Annotated in this window: 21 protein-coding genes and 3 pseudogenes; 13 read left to right on the top strand and 11 right to left on the bottom strand. The window is 48.9% G+C overall.

The window, feature by feature from the left end; all coding sequences use genetic code 11:
* Positions 1-109: 109 nt before the first annotated feature.
* From ACTQ34_RS15635 to ACTQ34_RS15615, 5 genes are all read right to left on the bottom strand, one after another.
* Positions 110-778, bottom strand: a complete 669-nt coding sequence (locus ACTQ34_RS15635; RefSeq protein WP_441364594.1) for an ABC transporter ATP-binding protein — start codon at positions 776-778, stop codon at positions 110-112.
* A gap of 114 nt (positions 779-892) precedes the next feature.
* Positions 893-1,798 carry a sensor histidine kinase gene (locus tag ACTQ34_RS15630; protein WP_441364593.1) on the bottom strand — a complete coding sequence of 302 codons (906 nt, stop codon included), beginning with the start codon at positions 1,796-1,798 and terminating at the stop codon, positions 893-895.
* The gene (locus tag ACTQ34_RS15625; protein WP_441364596.1) at positions 1,795-2,346 is read right to left on the bottom strand and encodes a response regulator transcription factor; all 552 of its coding nucleotides are present in this window, start codon (positions 2,344-2,346) and stop codon (positions 1,795-1,797) included. The genes ACTQ34_RS15630 and ACTQ34_RS15625 overlap by 4 nt, the downstream gene beginning before the upstream one ends.
* 232 nt (positions 2,347-2,578) lie before the next feature.
* A complete protein-coding gene (locus ACTQ34_RS15620) occupies positions 2,579-3,166 on the bottom strand; it encodes a 4Fe-4S binding protein (protein WP_441364592.1) in 588 nt (195 codons plus the stop codon).
* Complete coding sequence (locus ACTQ34_RS15615; protein WP_441364591.1) at positions 3,163-3,375, bottom strand: 4Fe-4S binding protein; 213 nt, start codon at positions 3,373-3,375, stop codon at positions 3,163-3,165. Before ACTQ34_RS15615 ends, ACTQ34_RS15620 begins: the two co-directional genes overlap by 4 nt.
* Before the next feature lie 272 nt (positions 3,376-3,647).
* Here ACTQ34_RS15615 and ACTQ34_RS15610 point away from each other — a divergent pair, with 272 nt between their 5' ends.
* The gene (locus tag ACTQ34_RS15610) at positions 3,648-4,331 is read left to right on the top strand and encodes a Crp/Fnr family transcriptional regulator (protein ID WP_441364590.1); all 684 of its coding nucleotides are present in this window, start codon (positions 3,648-3,650) and stop codon (positions 4,329-4,331) included.
* 152 nt (positions 4,332-4,483) lie between these two features.
* Here ACTQ34_RS15610 and ACTQ34_RS15605 read toward each other — a convergent pair whose 3' ends face one another.
* Entirely contained in the window at positions 4,484-6,205 is a 1,722-nt protein-coding gene (locus ACTQ34_RS15605) for an FAD-dependent oxidoreductase (RefSeq protein ID WP_441364589.1), read from the bottom strand.
* A gap of 93 nt (positions 6,206-6,298) precedes the next feature.
* Positions 6,299-6,607, bottom strand: a complete 309-nt coding sequence (gene trxA / locus ACTQ34_RS15600; RefSeq protein ID WP_373163722.1) for a thioredoxin — start codon at positions 6,605-6,607, stop codon at positions 6,299-6,301.
* Positions 6,608-6,825: 218 nt separating this feature from the next.
* Here trxA and ACTQ34_RS15595 point away from each other — a divergent pair, with 218 nt between their 5' ends.
* The 12 genes and pseudogenes from ACTQ34_RS15595 to ACTQ34_RS15540 form a co-directional block, all read left to right on the top strand.
* Entirely contained in the window at positions 6,826-7,278 is a 453-nt protein-coding gene (locus ACTQ34_RS15595; RefSeq protein ID WP_441364588.1) for an RNA polymerase sigma factor, read from the top strand.
* On the top strand, positions 7,275-7,988 hold the full coding sequence (locus ACTQ34_RS15590) for a hypothetical protein (RefSeq protein ID WP_441364587.1): 714 nt from the start codon (positions 7,275-7,277) through the stop codon (positions 7,986-7,988). The genes ACTQ34_RS15595 and ACTQ34_RS15590 overlap by 4 nt, the downstream gene beginning before the upstream one ends.
* Positions 7,976-8,845, top strand: a complete 870-nt coding sequence (locus ACTQ34_RS15585) for an ABC transporter ATP-binding protein (protein WP_441364586.1) — start codon at positions 7,976-7,978, stop codon at positions 8,843-8,845. The genes ACTQ34_RS15590 and ACTQ34_RS15585 overlap by 13 nt, the downstream gene beginning before the upstream one ends.
* Complete coding sequence (locus ACTQ34_RS15580) at positions 8,838-10,118, top strand: ABC transporter permease subunit (protein WP_441364585.1); 1,281 nt, start codon at positions 8,838-8,840, stop codon at positions 10,116-10,118. Before ACTQ34_RS15585 ends, ACTQ34_RS15580 begins: the two co-directional genes overlap by 8 nt.
* 3 nt (positions 10,119-10,121) lie before the next feature.
* A pseudogene (locus tag ACTQ34_RS15575) lies at positions 10,122-10,265 on the top strand (MATE family efflux transporter); the annotation flags it as partial.
* Between the two features lie 68 nt (positions 10,266-10,333).
* Positions 10,334-10,858, top strand: a complete 525-nt coding sequence (locus tag ACTQ34_RS15570) for a PadR family transcriptional regulator (protein ID WP_441364584.1) — start codon at positions 10,334-10,336, stop codon at positions 10,856-10,858.
* Positions 10,855-11,277 carry a YjdF family protein gene (locus ACTQ34_RS15565; protein WP_441364583.1) on the top strand — a complete coding sequence of 141 codons (423 nt, stop codon included), beginning with the start codon at positions 10,855-10,857 and terminating at the stop codon, positions 11,275-11,277. Before ACTQ34_RS15570 ends, ACTQ34_RS15565 begins: the two co-directional genes overlap by 4 nt.
* 1 nt (position 11,278) lies before the next feature.
* A complete protein-coding gene (locus tag ACTQ34_RS15560) occupies positions 11,279-11,464 on the top strand; it encodes a cysteine-rich KTR domain-containing protein (protein ID WP_009260154.1) in 186 nt (61 codons plus the stop codon).
* A 523-nt stretch (positions 11,465-11,987) separates the two neighbouring features.
* On the top strand, positions 11,988-12,419 hold the full coding sequence (locus ACTQ34_RS15555) for a sigma-70 family RNA polymerase sigma factor (protein ID WP_441364582.1): 432 nt from the start codon (positions 11,988-11,990) through the stop codon (positions 12,417-12,419).
* A 5-nt stretch (positions 12,420-12,424) separates the two neighbouring features.
* Positions 12,425-12,658: a helix-turn-helix domain-containing protein gene (locus tag ACTQ34_RS15550; RefSeq protein WP_441364581.1), complete on the top strand. Its 234-nt coding sequence runs from the start codon at positions 12,425-12,427 to the stop codon at positions 12,656-12,658.
* Positions 12,659-13,295: 637 nt separating this feature from the next.
* Positions 13,296-13,391, top strand: a complete 96-nt coding sequence (locus tag ACTQ34_RS15545) for a hypothetical protein (protein ID WP_441364580.1) — start codon at positions 13,296-13,298, stop codon at positions 13,389-13,391.
* Between the two features lie 21 nt (positions 13,392-13,412).
* Positions 13,413-13,898, top strand: a pseudogene (locus ACTQ34_RS15540) (site-specific integrase); the annotation flags it as partial.
* Between the two features lie 405 nt (positions 13,899-14,303).
* Here the strand turns inward: ACTQ34_RS15540 and ACTQ34_RS15535 are convergent.
* The 4 genes and pseudogenes from ACTQ34_RS15535 to ACTQ34_RS15520 all read right to left on the bottom strand — a co-directional run.
* A complete protein-coding gene (locus ACTQ34_RS15535) occupies positions 14,304-14,738 on the bottom strand; it encodes a PrgI family protein (RefSeq protein WP_441364595.1) in 435 nt (144 codons plus the stop codon).
* Positions 14,739-15,290 carry an MT-A70 family methyltransferase gene (locus ACTQ34_RS15530; protein WP_441364579.1) on the bottom strand — a complete coding sequence of 184 codons (552 nt, stop codon included), beginning with the start codon at positions 15,288-15,290 and terminating at the stop codon, positions 14,739-14,741.
* A 10-nt stretch (positions 15,291-15,300) separates the two neighbouring features.
* On the bottom strand, positions 15,301-16,167 hold the full coding sequence (locus ACTQ34_RS15525) for a VirB6/TrbL-like conjugal transfer protein, CD1112 family (RefSeq protein ID WP_441364578.1): 867 nt from the start codon (positions 16,165-16,167) through the stop codon (positions 15,301-15,303).
* A 17-nt stretch (positions 16,168-16,184) separates the two neighbouring features.
* Positions 16,185-16,280: pseudogene (locus ACTQ34_RS15520) on the bottom strand (Maff2 family mobile element protein); the annotation flags it as partial.
* Positions 16,281-16,386: the final 106 nt, after the last annotated feature.

Here is a 16,386-nt window from a genome sequence, read left to right as displayed (position 1 = left end):
ATAGTTCTGCGGAGGCGTCCTAACGGACGTCAGCTTTGCTATACCTTTTTTGATCCGTCTACGTTTTTTGCCAATCCACATTTTTAGCCTTGACTTTTAATAGTTAGTCTTACGAATGGACGATCCTGCCGTCCTCAATGCGGACGATACGGTGCGCGAGCTGGGCGATCTCCTCGTTGTGGGTGATCATGACAATGGTCTGACCGAATTTCTCTCCCGTCACTTTTAGGAGCGCGAGCACGTCCTGACTGGTGCGGCTGTCGAGGTTACCGGTCGGCTCGTCGGCCAGGACAATCGCGGGCTTGGTGGCAAGCGCGCGGGCGATGGCAACGCGCTGCTGCTGTCCGCCGGAAAGCTGGCTGGGCAGGTTATTGAGCTTGCTTTCCAGCCCCAGCGTGCGGATGATGTCATCAACATAGGTGCCGTCAACTGCACCGCCGTCCAGCTCGATTGGCAGCACAATATTCTCGTATACGCTGAGTACCGGTACAAGGTTGTATGCCTGAAATACAAAGCCGATTTTGCGGCGGCGGAAAATAGTCAGCTCGTCATCTTCTAAGGCGAAAATGTCGCTGCCGTCGACGAATACCTTGCCATCCGTCGGGCGGTCCAGCCCGCCAAGCATATGCAGCAACGTCGATTTGCCCGAGCCGGATGTGCCGACCACCGCGACAAACTCGCCGCTTTCTACCGTCAGATTCACGCCGTCCAGCGCGTGCACCGCAGTGTCGCCGGCGCCGTAGATCTTGCGCAGGTCCTGCGTTTGTAAAACCGTCATAACCATGTTCCTTCCTGAAAAAAAGTCTGTATTGCGCCGGTATTCCGGTACAATACAGACGATAGCACAGCAATCTGTCCAGAGCCTTTCCGAAATATAACAGTTTTGTCACATTTATCTTTCCCTGCGCGGCAGGAACAGCGAAAATGTACTTCCTGCCCCTGCATGTGAGGAAACTTTGATGTAGCCGCCGTTTGCCGCGACGATTTCACGCGCGAGGTACAGCCCAAGTCCCACACCGGGTGCGTTTTGCGCGGCGGGCGCACGGTAGAAGCGGGAAAATACGCGGCTGGACTCCTCTTCGGTCAGGCCGATGCCGGTGTCGGTCACGTCAATACGGCAGAATAGTTCGTATGGCACGACCGAAACGGTCACGCTGCCGCCCGCAGGTGTGTACTTGACCGCGTTATCCAGCAGATTTCCCAGCGCTTCCAGTGTCCACTTTCGGTCAAAGCATGCGGTTTCATCCGCAGGCGTGCCGGATAATGTGATACCTTTTGCTGCCGCCTTGGGGGCGGCTTCGCACAGCGCATCCTGCACCAGCGCGGTAACGCTGTCTTGCTTGGGGTGGACGGCTATCACGCCGGTTTCCAGCCGTCCGGCTTTGACCAGAGACGCAATCAGAAAGCGCAGTTTTTCCGCCTGCGCGGACAGTGCCTGCACGCAGTCGCGGCAATCGTCGGGCAGGGGCTTATCGTCCAGCAGTTCGGCATACAGCAGAATGTTGGCGATGGGCGTTTTGGTTTGGTGGGATACGTCCGCAATTAGCCCCTGTATGCGCGCTTTTTGCTCTGCCAGCTGCGCCTTTGTGGTGCCGCTCGCCTCGAGATAGCGCTGCATTTTGGCCTCGACCGCCGATAAACGGCTCTCATCAAAGTGTGCGGCGGTGAATGTGCCGTCGATTGCCTCGTCCAGCATGTGGTTCAATGTGTCCATTGTGTGGCGGACACGATACTGGTCATACCCGATGACGGCCGCAGCCGCCAGTACGGCACAAAGCGCCACGACCCACGGCATCATTTGTTCACCGCCCAGCCATAGCCCACGCCGTACACGGTTTGGATGGGTGCGTCCGTACCCAGCTTGCGGCGCAGCCGTCCAACCGTGACCGACAGTGCGTTTTCATCCACATATTCTGCGCCATCCGTCCAGATGCGGTCGATCAATGTATCGCGCGGCACGGTATGTCCGCAGTTATCCACCAGCAGGCGCAAGAGCCGCTGCTCGGTTTGGGATAAAGAAAGTGCGCGTCCGTTTACGGAAAAGCAAAGCGCGTCAAAATCAAACACAAATCCGTTTTGCCGGAACACAGCAGGGGATTTGGCAGACGTGGTGCGGCGCAGTGCGGCTTCGACGCGCGCGCGCAGCACAGCCAGTGAAAAGGGCTTGGTAATGTAGTCGTCCGCGCCCAGCGTCAGGCCGGTCACAATGTCGGTTTCCAAATCGTTCGCGGTCAGCAGAATGACTGGGGGGCCGCCCGCAGAGCGTGTTTCCTCCAGCAGGGAAAGGCCCGAACCGTCCGGCAGGTTGACATCGAATAACGCAAGCGAAAAGGACGTATGCTGCAGCGCCTAGCGGGCTTCCGCACAGTTTTTCGCAAGTGTGCAGGCGCGCGTTTCGTCCGACAGCGCGAGCGTCAGCCCGCGGCCGAGCGCCGCGTCGTCCTCGACAATCAAAATCTGGTTCACGGGGATATCACCTCTCGTTCTATTGTAGCATAAACGGGACGCGGTTGCCACCGCCAAAGGGCGGCAGACCGCGTCCCGAAGGATGCATAGAAGAAAACGGATTTACTTTTTGTCAGGAAGGTTGATTCTTTCCGAGCTGTTTTGCTTTGCAAATCAGCTGCGTGGTGGTGCCCATAGGACAGTACACACACCAACTGCGTGGTTTGAACAAAAGCATTGTGATAAGACCGAGGATGGTGGAGGTCAGCATCACACTATAAAAGCCGAAAGCAAATTGCGAAACACCGGGGTGCAGCATGTTGCCGTGATATGCCCACTGCCACGGAACCTTGAACGTCCACAGAAGAGTTACAACCTGCTTGAGGTCGGATGCTCCTGCAAACACCAGATAGGTATTCCACAGCATTTGAAAGAACATGGCGAAGAAGAAAATGAGAAAACCATAGCGGAACCATTTGCTTTTCATCCATTTTGGGATATCCCGCTTGCGGGACAGACCAAAACGTCCGCCCAGCAAGCCGAGAAGCTGTCCTCTGCCGCAATATCGATTGCAATAGCCCTTTGTGCCCGTGGCAACCGAGATGATGAGCGGAATGAAAAAGCACAGAAGCCCCAGCCATGCGAACAGGATGTTGAAAAAGCCGAGCACTAAGTACACCAAGGTTAATATCCAGAGATAATCATACCATTTCTTTTTCATACTGTTACCTCCTGAATGGTAATAACCGATGCCGGGCACTCTTTGGCACATTTTCCGCAGCCAACGCATTTGGTGTAATCCACTGCTGCATGAATCCCTTTGTAAATAGAGATAGCATGCAGTGGGCATACCTTTACACAACAACCGCATGCGACACACTGTTCCTGCAAAACGGTAGCTTTACGGGGGGTTCTTTTTGCATTTGCCATGATGTAACCTCCAAGTTATGAATATATTTCCGATACTGTCTGCATCAAGAATTCGTTATGTTGCAACGTATGCGGCACGATATTCTTTTTGACCATTTTTGCGTTTCCTCAACGAAAAATAGTATATCGGAAAAACGCCGTCGTTTCTGTGTGTCAATCACAGAACAACGCAAGTAGTGAAGTGCCGTATTGATTGACCTGCGGCGTGAAATGTGGTACTTTATCGTTATCGGACATAGGAATATTTGACGGAACATAAAGGAGATGGAGTGATGCTGCAAAACGAGTCCTGCGAGGCTTATCTCAAACAGTGTGCGTTCTGGGAGCATTTGGATGAAAAAGAAAAGCAGCAGTTATGTGAGAATACGTTTCCTGCTCATTATCCCAAGGGTACCACAGTTCACGGTGGCAATGCAGATTGCATCGGCGTTATACTCGTGAAACAGGGGCAGCTGCGCACCTATATGCTGTCGGAAGAAGGGCGGGATGTGACACTGTATCGGTTATTCCCGGGCGACACATGCATTTTATCTGCTTCCTGTGTGCTGGATGCCATCACTTTTGATGTATTCATAGATGCCGAGGAGGATACGGAGGTTCTCTTGATAAATTCCGCGGTTTTTCATCAAATCGCTGAAGAAAACATCTATGTGAAATGCTTTGGCTATGAATTGGCGACTATGCGTTTTTCTGATGTGATGTGGGCCATGCAGCAAATTCTTTTTATGGGTGCGGATAAGCGGCTTGCTATCTTTTTGTGGGATGAAATCGCCAAGACCGGAAGCGACAGCATTAAAATGACGCATGAACAAATTGCGCGCTATATGGGAAGCGCGCGGGAAGTGGTCTCTCGTATGCTCAAGTATTTTGCCGGGGAAGGAATCGTAGCGCTTTCCAGAGGAGAAATCCGAATCATGGACAAAGAAAAGCTTCAAAAGTTGATTTACGAGACATAAAACAGGCGATATCGTCCTGGTACGGCAAAATGAACCGCCCCGGTTTGCGCGGACAGCGCAAATCGGGGCGGTTCAAATATATAATAGGGTGGTGATATGGTGTCAAAGGGAATATGCGCAGATTGCAACGCATCATGAAGATTTAGGGAGTGTCACTGCCCTTTTACATCTCCCGTGTCGGAAACCTTTTCTGTCGCGCTAACAGGGGAGACATCGGATTGCGGATGGAGGGACTGATAGAATCGTGTTCCGCCGGGATATAGCTTAACCTTTTTGAAGCCATGCTGCATCAAAATGCGGGCGGCGTTATAGGAACGCACGCCAATGGCGCAGAAGGTGATGATTTCTTTTTCGGGATTCAGTTCCTGCAAGCGGCCACGCAGTTCACCCAATGGAATGTGAACGGCGTTGGGCAACGAAAACGCCGCTACTTCGGCATTTTCACGCACATCGAGAAGGATGGCATCGTTATTTTCCTTGGAAAGATCCCAGTCGGAAAATGTGACCAGATGACGCAGGACATTTTCAGCGACAAATCCCGCCATGTTTACCGGGTCCTTCGCAGAGGAGAACGGCGGTGCATAAGCAAGCTCCAGATTCTTCAGGTCCCGAATCCCTGCACCAAGGCGCATGGCCACAGCTAAGGTGTCGATGCGTTTGTCCACTCCATCACGGCCGACAATCTGTGCGCCGAAAATTTTCGACCCATCCACAGAAAAGAGCATTTTTAACGTCAGCGGAACTGCGCCGGGGTAATAACCGGCATGAGAATTCTGCGTTATGATGATGCTTTCGTAATCTATTCCTTTTTTCAGGTTCAGCTTTTTGAGCGTTTTTTCATTCGCGCCGGTAGAGGCTGCAGCAAGATCAAAGACTTTCGCAACACTGGTACCCTGTGTGCCTTCATAGATTTCCTGTCCTCCGGCGATGTTGTCTGCGGCAATACGGCCCTGCTTGTTGGCCGGACCCGCCAAAGGAACCATCGTGTGATTCTTGAAGGTGAAGTCCTCTACCTCAATGACATCGCCAACCGCATAGATGGAAGCGTCCGAAGTACGGAGGGATTCATCCACACAAATGCCGCCGCGTTCATTAAGCGAGAGTCCAGCTTCTTTGGCCAGCTGGCTGTTAGGACGAACGCCGATTGCCAAAATGACGATTTCGGCTTCTACCTTTTTGCCGCTGCTTAAAGCGATGGTAACCGAGTGATCATTTTCTTCGAAGGCAGCTACGCCGTCACCCAGATAAAGGCCGACGCCATTCTCGCGGATGTTTGCATGAAGCATTGCGGCCATTTCGGGATCAAGCGGCGCCATGACCTGCTCGGCTGCCTCGATTATAGAAACGGCAAGACCGGCGTGGCGAAGGTTTTCGGCCATCTCCAGACCGATGAAACCGCCGCCGATGACGGCTGCTGTTTTTGCATGCTGCTGTATAACGGCCAAACGAATCCGATCGGTATCATTTACTGTCCACAGCGTCTGGATGCGATCGGATTGAATGCCGGGAATAGGGGGGCGCAGCGGAGAAGAGCCGGTAGCGATTACCAATGTATCGTAAGATTCCTCATAGATTTCGCCGCTTTCCAGCCTCTTGACTGAAACGAGTTTTTTATCTCGATCAATCGATACGACTTCGTTTCTGACGCGGACATCGATATTGAATTTCTTTTTCATCGCTTCCGGAGTTTGCACCAAAAGGGCATCTCTCGACGGAATCACGCCGCCTACATGATACGGCAAACCACAGTTGGCATAGGAGATGTAGTCACCCCGCTCAATTATGATGATTTGAGCGGTTTCATCTAATCTTCTCAGCCTGGCGGCACAGCTGGCGCCACCGGCCACGCCGCCAATAATTACAGTTTTTTTCATATGATGCGCTCCTTATCCTATTCTCAGTCGTTATGCTCAGCTGCCGAATTTAACCAACGGAAAGCACGCCTTTCCGTTGGTTAAATTGGAGATTTATCGTATCATGCTCATAATCGCTTCTTTGGGTTGAACACCGACAGACTGCTGTACAATCTTACCGTTTTTCATGACAACCAGCATCGGAATGCTCATCACACCAAACTGACGGGCCAGCTCCGGCTGCTCATCCACATTGACTTTTCCGAACTTTACATCGGAAACCTCATCTGCAATCTTGTCAATGACCGGAGAGAGCATTCGGCAGGGACCGCACCAGCTTGCCCAAAAATCAATGAGAACCGGCTGCTCCGAAGCCAGAACCTCAGAGTTAAAATTTGTATTGGTAATGTTTAAAACAGACATTTTTAAGCGCTCCTTCATGTATCTTGTTGATGTTTATAGTATAGTCATCCGCTATGCCTGATTCTGTAATTCAGTCACAAAAAAGATAGACGGTGGTTTTGCCGCGATTCTGTACGGTTTCAGATAAGGTGAAAAAATGCCATCATTTTTTGAATCAAGCCGCACATTTGATATTCCTAAACCGTTATGCATAAGGAAAGGAGGTTTTACGGGTATCCATGGACTTAGAAGAACAATATGACAAAATATATCGCTACTGCTATTTCAAAGTTCACCAGCGTGAAATAGCAGAAGACATTACTCAGGAAACCTTTCTTCGTTTTTTGGAGAGCAGCGGATATAGAAGCAAAGGGAAATGCCTGCAATATTTATATACCATTGCACGCCATCTTTGTATAGATGAGTATAGAAAACGTAAAACAAGGCCGCTAGAGGACGAAACAGTGGGCAGTTATTCTGATGATAATATGGTAACACAAATTTCGGTTAAAGCGACATTGTCAGAACTGGATGAAACAGACAGGGAACTGCTGCTGCTTCGATATGTAAACGAAGTGCCTGTGAATGTTATTAGTAAATTGTATGGTGTTTCCCGGTTTTCTGTTTACCGTAAACTTTTGCAGGCGACAAAAGAACTGAAAAGCAAACTCGGAAGGGAGGATTTTATGTGAATAAACGTATAAAAAAAGTTTTGCAAGCGTGCTTTGAAGCGCCGACGCCGCAAAAGAAGAAAGACTTTTTAAAGCGTATTCAAACTCCGCCTGCCTCCTGTTTGGAGTTTGTATGCGCCCAAATCGCATATATTCGTAAATGGATTTGGGGCTTTTCTGCTCTGGTCTTTGGCATTGCTTTGATTGGAGCAGAATATCTGGAAAAAGATATGCTTTGGTGTATCTCTGCATTTATGCCACTGCTGGCGCTATCCATTATTACAGAGAGTGGACGTTCGGAATGTTATGGTATGGCAGAGTTTGAACTTACGACTCGATTTTCTCTAAAGAATGTTGTACTTGCCCGGTTGGGAATATTGGGTTTTGCGAATCTCGTGCTGATTTGTTTGCTTGTGCCATTTGCTCATCAAAATAGCAGCACCTCGATTTTGCAAACAAGTATCTATATGTTATGCCCTTACCTGCTTACCGTTTTTTTGGGACTATGGGCAACCCGTAAAATGCGCGGGCGAGGAGCGGCCTATTTGTGTGCGGGTATTGCGCTCGGTGTCAGCTTTGGGAATATTACGTTTTATCATTCATTTTGGACATTTTATGCAAGACATCACTTTGTCTGGTGGGTGGCAGCGTTTGTGCTGCTGGCAGCCGGAACGGCGAATCAGTGTCTTAAAACAATAAAACAAACGGAGGAATTGGCGTGGAACTTATAATAGATCGACTGTCTAAACAGTATCACAATAAAATTGCGGTTGACCGTATCTCATTAAAGCTCACAAAAGGGGTTTATGGTCTGCTTGGCGCCAATGGTGCAGGAAAGACGACGCTTATGCGGATGATTTGCGGTGTTCTGAAGCCTACCAGCGGCACGATTGCGTTTGATGGTGTTGATGCAGGAGAAGAAAGCTACCGAGATGCGCTCGGTTATTTACCGCAGGATTTTGGTTATTATCCGGAATTTTCTGCGATGGATTTTATGTACTATATGGCAAGTTTAAAGGGGCTGACAAAAGCGCAGGCAAAAGCGAGAACAAAAGAACTGCTTGAAAAATTCTCGCTGACCGATGTGGCAAAAAAGAAGATAAAAACCTTTTCCGGCGGCATGAAACAGCGTTTGGGTATTGCGCAAACCCTGCTGAATAACCCTAGCATCTTAGTCCTTGATGAGCCGACGGCGGGACTGGACCCCAAAGAGCGTGTACGCTTTCGCAATCTGATTTTCCAACTTGGTAAGGATAGAATCGTGCTGCTGTCGACTCACATCGTATCTGATGTGGAGCATATTGCAAACACCATTTTAGTGATGAAAAATGGTCAGATGCTGCATTGCGGAAGTTTGGAGACCATCATCAAAGCCATTGACGGTAAGGTGTTTGAATGTTCCGTTGATAATAAGACAGCGGAAACGTTAGTGCGGCACTATCCTGTCATCAATCTTCGCACAGAGGACAAAAATGTTTTATTAAGACTCATATGCAATGAAAAGCCTCATGCTGCGGCCGTGAATGTTGCGGCTACGCTGGAGGACTTGTACCTTTACTACTTTTCGGATGTGAATGAACATGAATAATTTTTGGGATTTAGTGCGTTTTGAATTTAAAAAAATTCTGCAAAGAAAAGTTTTTTGGGTTTCTGTTTTGATTTGTTTTGGAATTATCGCCATGACCGTTTTCACAAGCATCAGCGGAGGATCTTTCTGGCATAAGGCCGGTAATGATATCTCACAGTTTGAAGCGATGAAACAGGATAAATCCACCATTCTTTCTCATCAGGGATATATTACCACCGAGCTTGTTTCCGAAGCCATCCGGTCCAACAGGGAAATGATATCCAATGATGATAATTATCTCATCAACGAATTCGGCAAGCATTTGAAAGAAGATGCGTATATTCAATATATTTTACCCTACGAATCGATTGTGAATTTAATAAATGTCGTCTATACAGATGATTTGGACTGGCTTTCTATGGATGCATTCCGTTTAACATCAGTAGAATCCGATAATGTCATTGATACCTTAACACCTGATTCGGTAAAGGATTTCGATACAGATTTAAAAGAATTTGCGAAATCCATGGTTTTACGGAAAGAAGGATTGTCGGCAGCAGAAATCGCAAAAAACATGGATTTGATTGACCAGATAAAAACCCCTTTGTACAACGATTATTTCGGTGGATATCAAGCATATATCAATAACTCCAAAGGGTTAGCGCTTACCGCTTTGTTTTTGATACTGATACTGATTGCGCCCCTGTTTTCGAATGAATATGAAGAAAAAACGGAACAAATCATTCTATGCACAAAAAACGGAAAACGCAGTTTATGCAAAGCAAAGCTGTTTGTAGCTCTAACAATTTCTCTGCTGAGCAGTATGTTGATTATGGGAATTGGATGGTTGTCCTTTCTTTTATTATACGGATTTGAAGGCGCGAATGTGAATATACAAGTTATTAATCCCGGTTGTACATATCCCATTACATTATTGGAGGCTTGCCAAATCCATTTGATATCTGTCATGATTGCATCTGTTCTTTTTGGTGCATTGATTACTTTCCTATCAGCGAAGGTAAGAAAAAGGACAACTTCTGTCGTGATAATCGGAACGTTGGTTACAATTATACCCATGTTCATTTGGGTGCCGCTGAGAGCATCGAGAGTGATATACAATGTGCTGAAGCTATTCCCTGTTAATTCTGTTACATTTGGTTTTGACATGTGTTTTGTTGATGTATTTGGAAAATTATTTGAGTCATACAAGTTTACTTGGGCTGTTAGCGCATTGCTGGTAGTTCTCTTTTTCTATATGGCAGGTTGCAGCTTCAAAAAGCATCAAGTGACTTAGGTTATGGTATGGGGAATGAACGGAATCCTATATGCCCAGCCCATCGCAGATGTAATTTCCGTAGTAATCACTGTGGTTATGGCGTTGCACCTTCATCGGGAATTATCTATAGCTGAAAAACAGGTTATGCCCAATTCGGAAATGTAAGTTACGCCCCTTGACTTTTACTATTGCCAATAGTACTATTGTTAATAGTAAGAGTCGGAGGTGTCGTTATGTCGTCGATCGATTTAGTCATACTTGGTATTGTATTGGAAAAACCGCAAAGCGCCTATGATATTCAAAAGGATGTGGAGTACCACCATTTTTCCCGCTGGACAAAAATAAGCGTACCTTCTATTTATCGAAAAGTACTCCAGTTGAGCGAGAAGGGGTATCTGCAAAGCAATATTGTCAAAGGCGATAAGTTTGCGGATAAGGCCATTTATTCTATTACCGATCAGGGCAGAGCGTATTTCAAGGAGCTGATGGCCTCTTGTGCCGCTGGCCCGGTACCCTTGCTATTCGATTTCAATGTGGTCATTACCAATTTGAATAAGATGGATAAAGCCGAAGCGTTGGAGCTGGTTTCGGCTTTGCGCCGGAGTATACAGTCCTCGGCTGAATCGAACGAGGGCTATGCGCGGGAATTTGCAGACATTCCTTTGGTTGGGAGAACGATTTTTGAGCAGCAGCAGCTTCTCTATCGAGCCCTTCTGGAATGGCTGGATCACTTTGAAGGGCAGTTCTTAGAAGAATGAGTACAGGCCCCCAAAGCAGTTTGACCATCCTGTTTGAAGCTCCGTTTTGGATTGGTCTATACGAAAGAACGGATAATGGCAAGTACGAGGTATGCAAAATCACTTTTGGCTCAGAGCCTAAAGATTATGAGGTCTACGAGTTTCTGCTGGAGAATTGGCACAAGTTGAAATTCAGTCCTCCAATCCAGACCGAGATAGCCATAGAGCGAAAAATCAATCCCAAACGTATGCAGCGCGAAATTCAAAGCCAACTGCAGGATAAAGGCATTGGAACAAAGGCGCAGCAGGCGTTGAAACTCCAGCATGAGCAATGTAAGCTGGAACGAAAAACCAAGAGCCGTGAGCAGAAAGAGACGGAGAAAGACCGCCAGTTTGCCATACGGCAGGAAAAGAAGAAAGCCAAGCACAGAGGAAGATAACATGAAGATAGAATGGATTTTATGCCCCTTTTGCGGCAGCAAAACGCGATTGAAAATCCGCGATGATACAGTCCTGGAAAACTTTCCGCTGTATTGCCCCAAGTGTAAACACGAAACCTTGATTGCGGTAAGACAACTGAATCTATCCATCATCCAAGAGCCAGACGCTAAGACGCAGAGCCGATAACATTGAGGAAAAACCTCATAGGTTATCGGCTCTGTTTTTATATCCTCTATGATCTGCCCGGCGGCAGAAAAGAAAAAAACCGCCGCAGGGCAGACGGCTTTCTGCGCGCAAAAGCGCTTTCTTCACGGCGGTTCAATTCGAGCCGCCGTTTTTCTTTGCCCTGACAGTTTCCACGGCGGCATAGAAGGAGGATGCCGCCATGCTGCGCCGGATACTATCCCCGCCTGATCTGACAAGGGCTAGCCGCTCAAAAAAAGCCCGTTCCATTCGACGGACAGGTTCGGCCATGAGTATGAACTATACCATGTAAATAAACTTCATATTGCTTGCTATTGCGCCCGGTGGGTCTGTGACCTGCCGGGCGTTTTTTGTCGTTTTCTGCGGTCAGGATGGCTGGCCGTTGCTTTTCTCAAATTTTCTTCAAAAAGGAGGCGTTTAGCGGGCAGAACACTCTCGCGCAGGATTGGTAGTAGCGGAAAGGGAGAGAACCACCTGATCCCCCCATGGAAAGGGGGTGAAACTGATGGAATCTAACCCCCGCGACTATGGCGAGCAATGCCGGTTTGATGCTTTTTGCAAAAAGGTATTGCGAAACGAGGCCAGAGCCTACCTGCGGAACATGAAACGCCAGAGAGAGCGTGAAGCCTTCTTTAGCGACTTGTCCCAGGCAGAACTGGACAAGCTCTGCGTCATGGATCGTTACCCCTGTGACAGCGTTGTGTTCTCGTCGCACGGCTACGATCTACATATCGACAACGAGCTTGTGGCCGAGGCTTTTGCCGCTTTGCCGCAAATGGAGCAGAGCATTTTGATTTTGCACTGCACTCTGGACCTGGCAGACAGTGAGATCGGCAATCTTGTTGGGATGTCCCAGAGCGCCGTTCAGCGGCACCGGACGAAGGCGCTGCAGGAGCTGCGCGAAGCGTTGTCGGCGCTGATGCCGAAAGGAGGCTGAGAAAGATGACAGAGCCCATTCACAAGGGAAAGGACCTGCCGCCCGTTTGGGTGATCCATTTGGCCTCCAGCGGTGACAGCGAGGCCATGGAGCAAGTGCTGCGGTACTACGACGACTATATGATCCGCCTGTGTACTCGTAGGCTCTATGACAAGGACGGAACGCCTCATGTGTGCGTGGATACCCACATGAAGCGCTGTCTGGAAATCCGACTGATCCGGGCCGTGATGCGCGCCTGACCCTTTCGACTCTGGCAAAAGATAAACGGATTACCCTTTCCTCCGTTGCCGATGCCGGGGTCACCCCACCTTGACAAAGAAAGCCTTCGGGCAGCATAAGGCAGACGGATACGATCTGTCTGTGTGGAGCCGGTCGGCCGGTGCGCCATGACCCTGTTGCAAGTCCGCAGGACGGGACCCCTACCAAACAGGTGAGCGACAAAACCAGGCCGCGAAACAGGTGTGGCAGCCTGTGGGCGAGGATGCACAGACAGGATAATGAGACTTCCGCGTTGAACGCCCTCAAAGCATTGCGCGGCGCACCCATCAGTATGGGCCGGGGTGAGATTCCCGTGGAGCTGCGGCCAGCAGCCATCCGGTTTTTGCCTCTTTAATTTTCAGATAAATCTTCTGCTTTTCTGTTTACGGATAATTTGTAAACTTTCCATTAGCAGCAGACAAACCCGAAACGGCGCGGTACAATGAGGGTGGAAGTTATGAATGAACACCCTTTTGCGTGCCGTTTCTGACAGGAAAGGAGGCTGCTGTGTCAGAGATTCAGAACGGTACGGAGAGAAGGCCTTTGGAGTGCCGCACCTATACGGTCAGTGAGATTGCCCGGATATTAGGTGTCAGCCGGACATAGGCATACCGTCTTGTGCAGGAGGGCCTTTTCAAAAGCGTACGAATTGGTAACGCCATACGAATTCCCAAGCGGTCGTTTGACCACTGGCTGGAGTCACTTGACTTGTGACATCAGAAAGGAAGGTTCGTTATGGCATCCATCATCAAAAGAAAGAAAAACTATTCTATTGTTTATACCTATGTGGACGAGAACGGCGAGACCAAGCAGAAGTGGGAAACCCGCACTTCCTACCAGGAGGCATTGAAGCGCAAGGCAGAGATTGAGAACCAGAAGCATACCGGCGCGTTTGTTCCGCCAAGTGATCAGAGCATTGCAAATTTCATGTTGGATTTCGTTTCGCTCTACGGCGAAAAGCGGTGGGGCGTGTCCATGTACGACAGTCAGACCGCATTGATTGGCAACTACATCAACCCGATTATCGGGGATATGAAGGTGCAAGACATCACGCCGCGCGTGGTGGATAAGTATATCCAAACCTTGCAGAAAACACCTGCGGTCAGCACGCGCACCCGTCATGCCAAAACTGAATTGGTGACCAATGCAACAATCGAGAAAATCATTAAGCTGCTGCGCTGCGCTTTCAAACAGGCAGTGCGGTGGGAGCTGATCGTCAAGAATCCATTCGACAATGTGCTCCTGCCGAAAACGGAGCATAAGCGGCGGGATATCTGGACGGCTGAAATGATCCGCACTGCACTCGACCACTGCAAGGACAGCAAGCTCTATGTGGCCATGAATCTGGCCTTTGCCTGCTCGATGCGCATGGGCGAGATTTTGGGATTGACGTGGAACAATGTCCATATTGAGGATGAAGACATCGCGGCAGATAATGCCTATGTCTATATCGACAAGGAACTGGCACGGGCGTCCAAGCGGGCGATCGAGATGCTGGGGAAGAAGGATATTTACCACATCTTTGCACCCTTATTGCCCAATACCAGCACCCGACTGATTTTGAAAAAGCCCAAGACGGATTCCAGTATCCGCAAGGTGTGGCTGCCTAAGACAGTCGCCTATATCCTACGGGAATGGAAATCGTCGCAGGAGGAGCTGCGGGACATGCTGGGTGACGACTATCAGGACTACAATCTGGTAAACAATGTGATTTACCTCCATTTCTGCCTGTGCCTGACGGATCAGGACGGCATAGTAGTTGTTCGTCTGATAGGGACGGACCTTCGGCCTTACGAACTTGGCCTGAATAAACTGCTTTGCGATCTTTTCCAGCGGCTGGCCGTCCCGTTCATACATTCCGAGGAAGAAGAACGGCAGCATGATGATAATCATACAGATGGATGCCATACTGGTATTGCCGCCTGCCTTGAGCAAAAAGAAAGACGGGACACCGATAAGTGCACCCGCCCCAAAGCAGAGGAGCTGACGTTTTGTCAGATTGAATAGGATTTTTGATTTGACCCTCGTAAGATCGCGAGGGACAGGGATATAAGCTGCCAATTATTTCACCTCCATTTCCGGCAGATTCAGGCTATCGGGAGCTTCGTTTCCCCAGACATCCCAACCATCCGTTTTCTGCCTAGCAAATAGCTCTATTCGGGGAACATCACCCATAAGGGCTACTATACGGTCTCTTGTTTCATCAGGCTTTTTGCTGTGTTCTTCGATAGGTGAGATAATGAACTGATGTACCGAAGCACATTGTCGTTTCGGTTTTCCTCGTTTCGCCAGCAGGCATATTTCTGCATTACCTCTTGTCCAAAAACCCAATCCGTAAAACCATGACTTACTTTTTCTGTTCTGTTTCAGCCAGACAAAGGCTACTGTTTTATACTGAAATCCCCATGCGTCAATAAGCTTCAATGCCTCTGGCAGCATCGGAAAGGTTGCCCATAAGAACAAAACACAATCCTTATCTGCCAGGTCGCCTACAGGTAAAGCACACATATCGTTGATGTTCATCGTAGGATAATGGTTTTCAGCAGCTCCCTGTAATCGTTTCTGTTCATAGCGCCAGGGAGGATCCGCATAAATTACATTGTATTTTTTCATGCCGTCCTCCTTAGTGCGCACTAAATACGCTCTTAGCCAATGCGCCGGTCTTAAATAACGTAAAGCACAACAGAACCGTATATCCGAGGATGCCCCAGATGGATCCGATAATGTCATCCGAGACGGAGATACTCTGGATCAGTACAGCATAAATGCCGACACAGATCATAATCAGAAAGCCCTGGAAGCCAAGCGCGAACAGAGACCTGAGATAGTTCTGTCCCACCATGCTCTGTTCCCGGTTTCCAAAGGTCGAGAACGGGATCGGTGCCATACTGGTCATCAGATAGATTTCGATCATTCGTCCATAGACAATGACGAAAATCACAACGCTCAGCGCCTTGATGGTAAACTGAACGACCATGCACTGCAGGAACAGTGCAAACAGCGGTCCGATTTCCATGGCCTCCAGCGTATCCTGCATGGTTTCTAAGGCTGCCGCATCCACCGCCGTATTCCCGGCAATGAGCCCGCCTGCGTTGTTGATCACATGCTGCGTCACATCAAAGACTGCCATCACAATATTGAAGGTGTTGGTGATGAGTGTCACGGCTACAAAGGTCTTAAAAACCCATTTGAAGAAAATCCAGGTTTCAAAATTGGCAAGGTTATTGTGGTCTATGATCATCTGAATCAGCTCGTAGCAGGCAATGAAAGTCAATATCAAGCCTGCGACCGGGATAATCACTGATTCGGAAACATTCCGGATCATGGCGAAGACGCCCGGCGAGAAGTTCGCCGGAGTCGTCCCCACCTGCGTCGCAATATCGCCAACCTGAGTGTTTACCGAATCAAACAGTCCCGTCAGCTGGTTCATGATACCGGAAACAAGCAGCTCCTTCAGCCATTCACCAATCTGATCGAGTACGCTGTCCAACGATTAACACTCCTTTCTTAGCCGAAGAGTCCGGAAAGCAGGGGAACCAGAGTGATACCGATGAGGGCCACGCCGCCACCGGCCATAAGCTGCTTCATACCCTGAGACTTTGCTAATGTGTGATAAAGAAGCATTAGAAGTGTAAAAAATTTTGCCGTTCCTATCCGGCACTTGGCCATTGTGTCGGATAGGTCGGGCGGTTATTCGGGCAAGTCAATC

This window comes from Agathobaculum sp. LCP25S3_E8, assembly GCF_052117165.1.
Lineage (GTDB): Bacteria > Bacillota > Clostridia > Oscillospirales > Butyricicoccaceae > Agathobaculum.
This window is presented reverse-complemented; position numbering and strand designations above follow the sequence as displayed.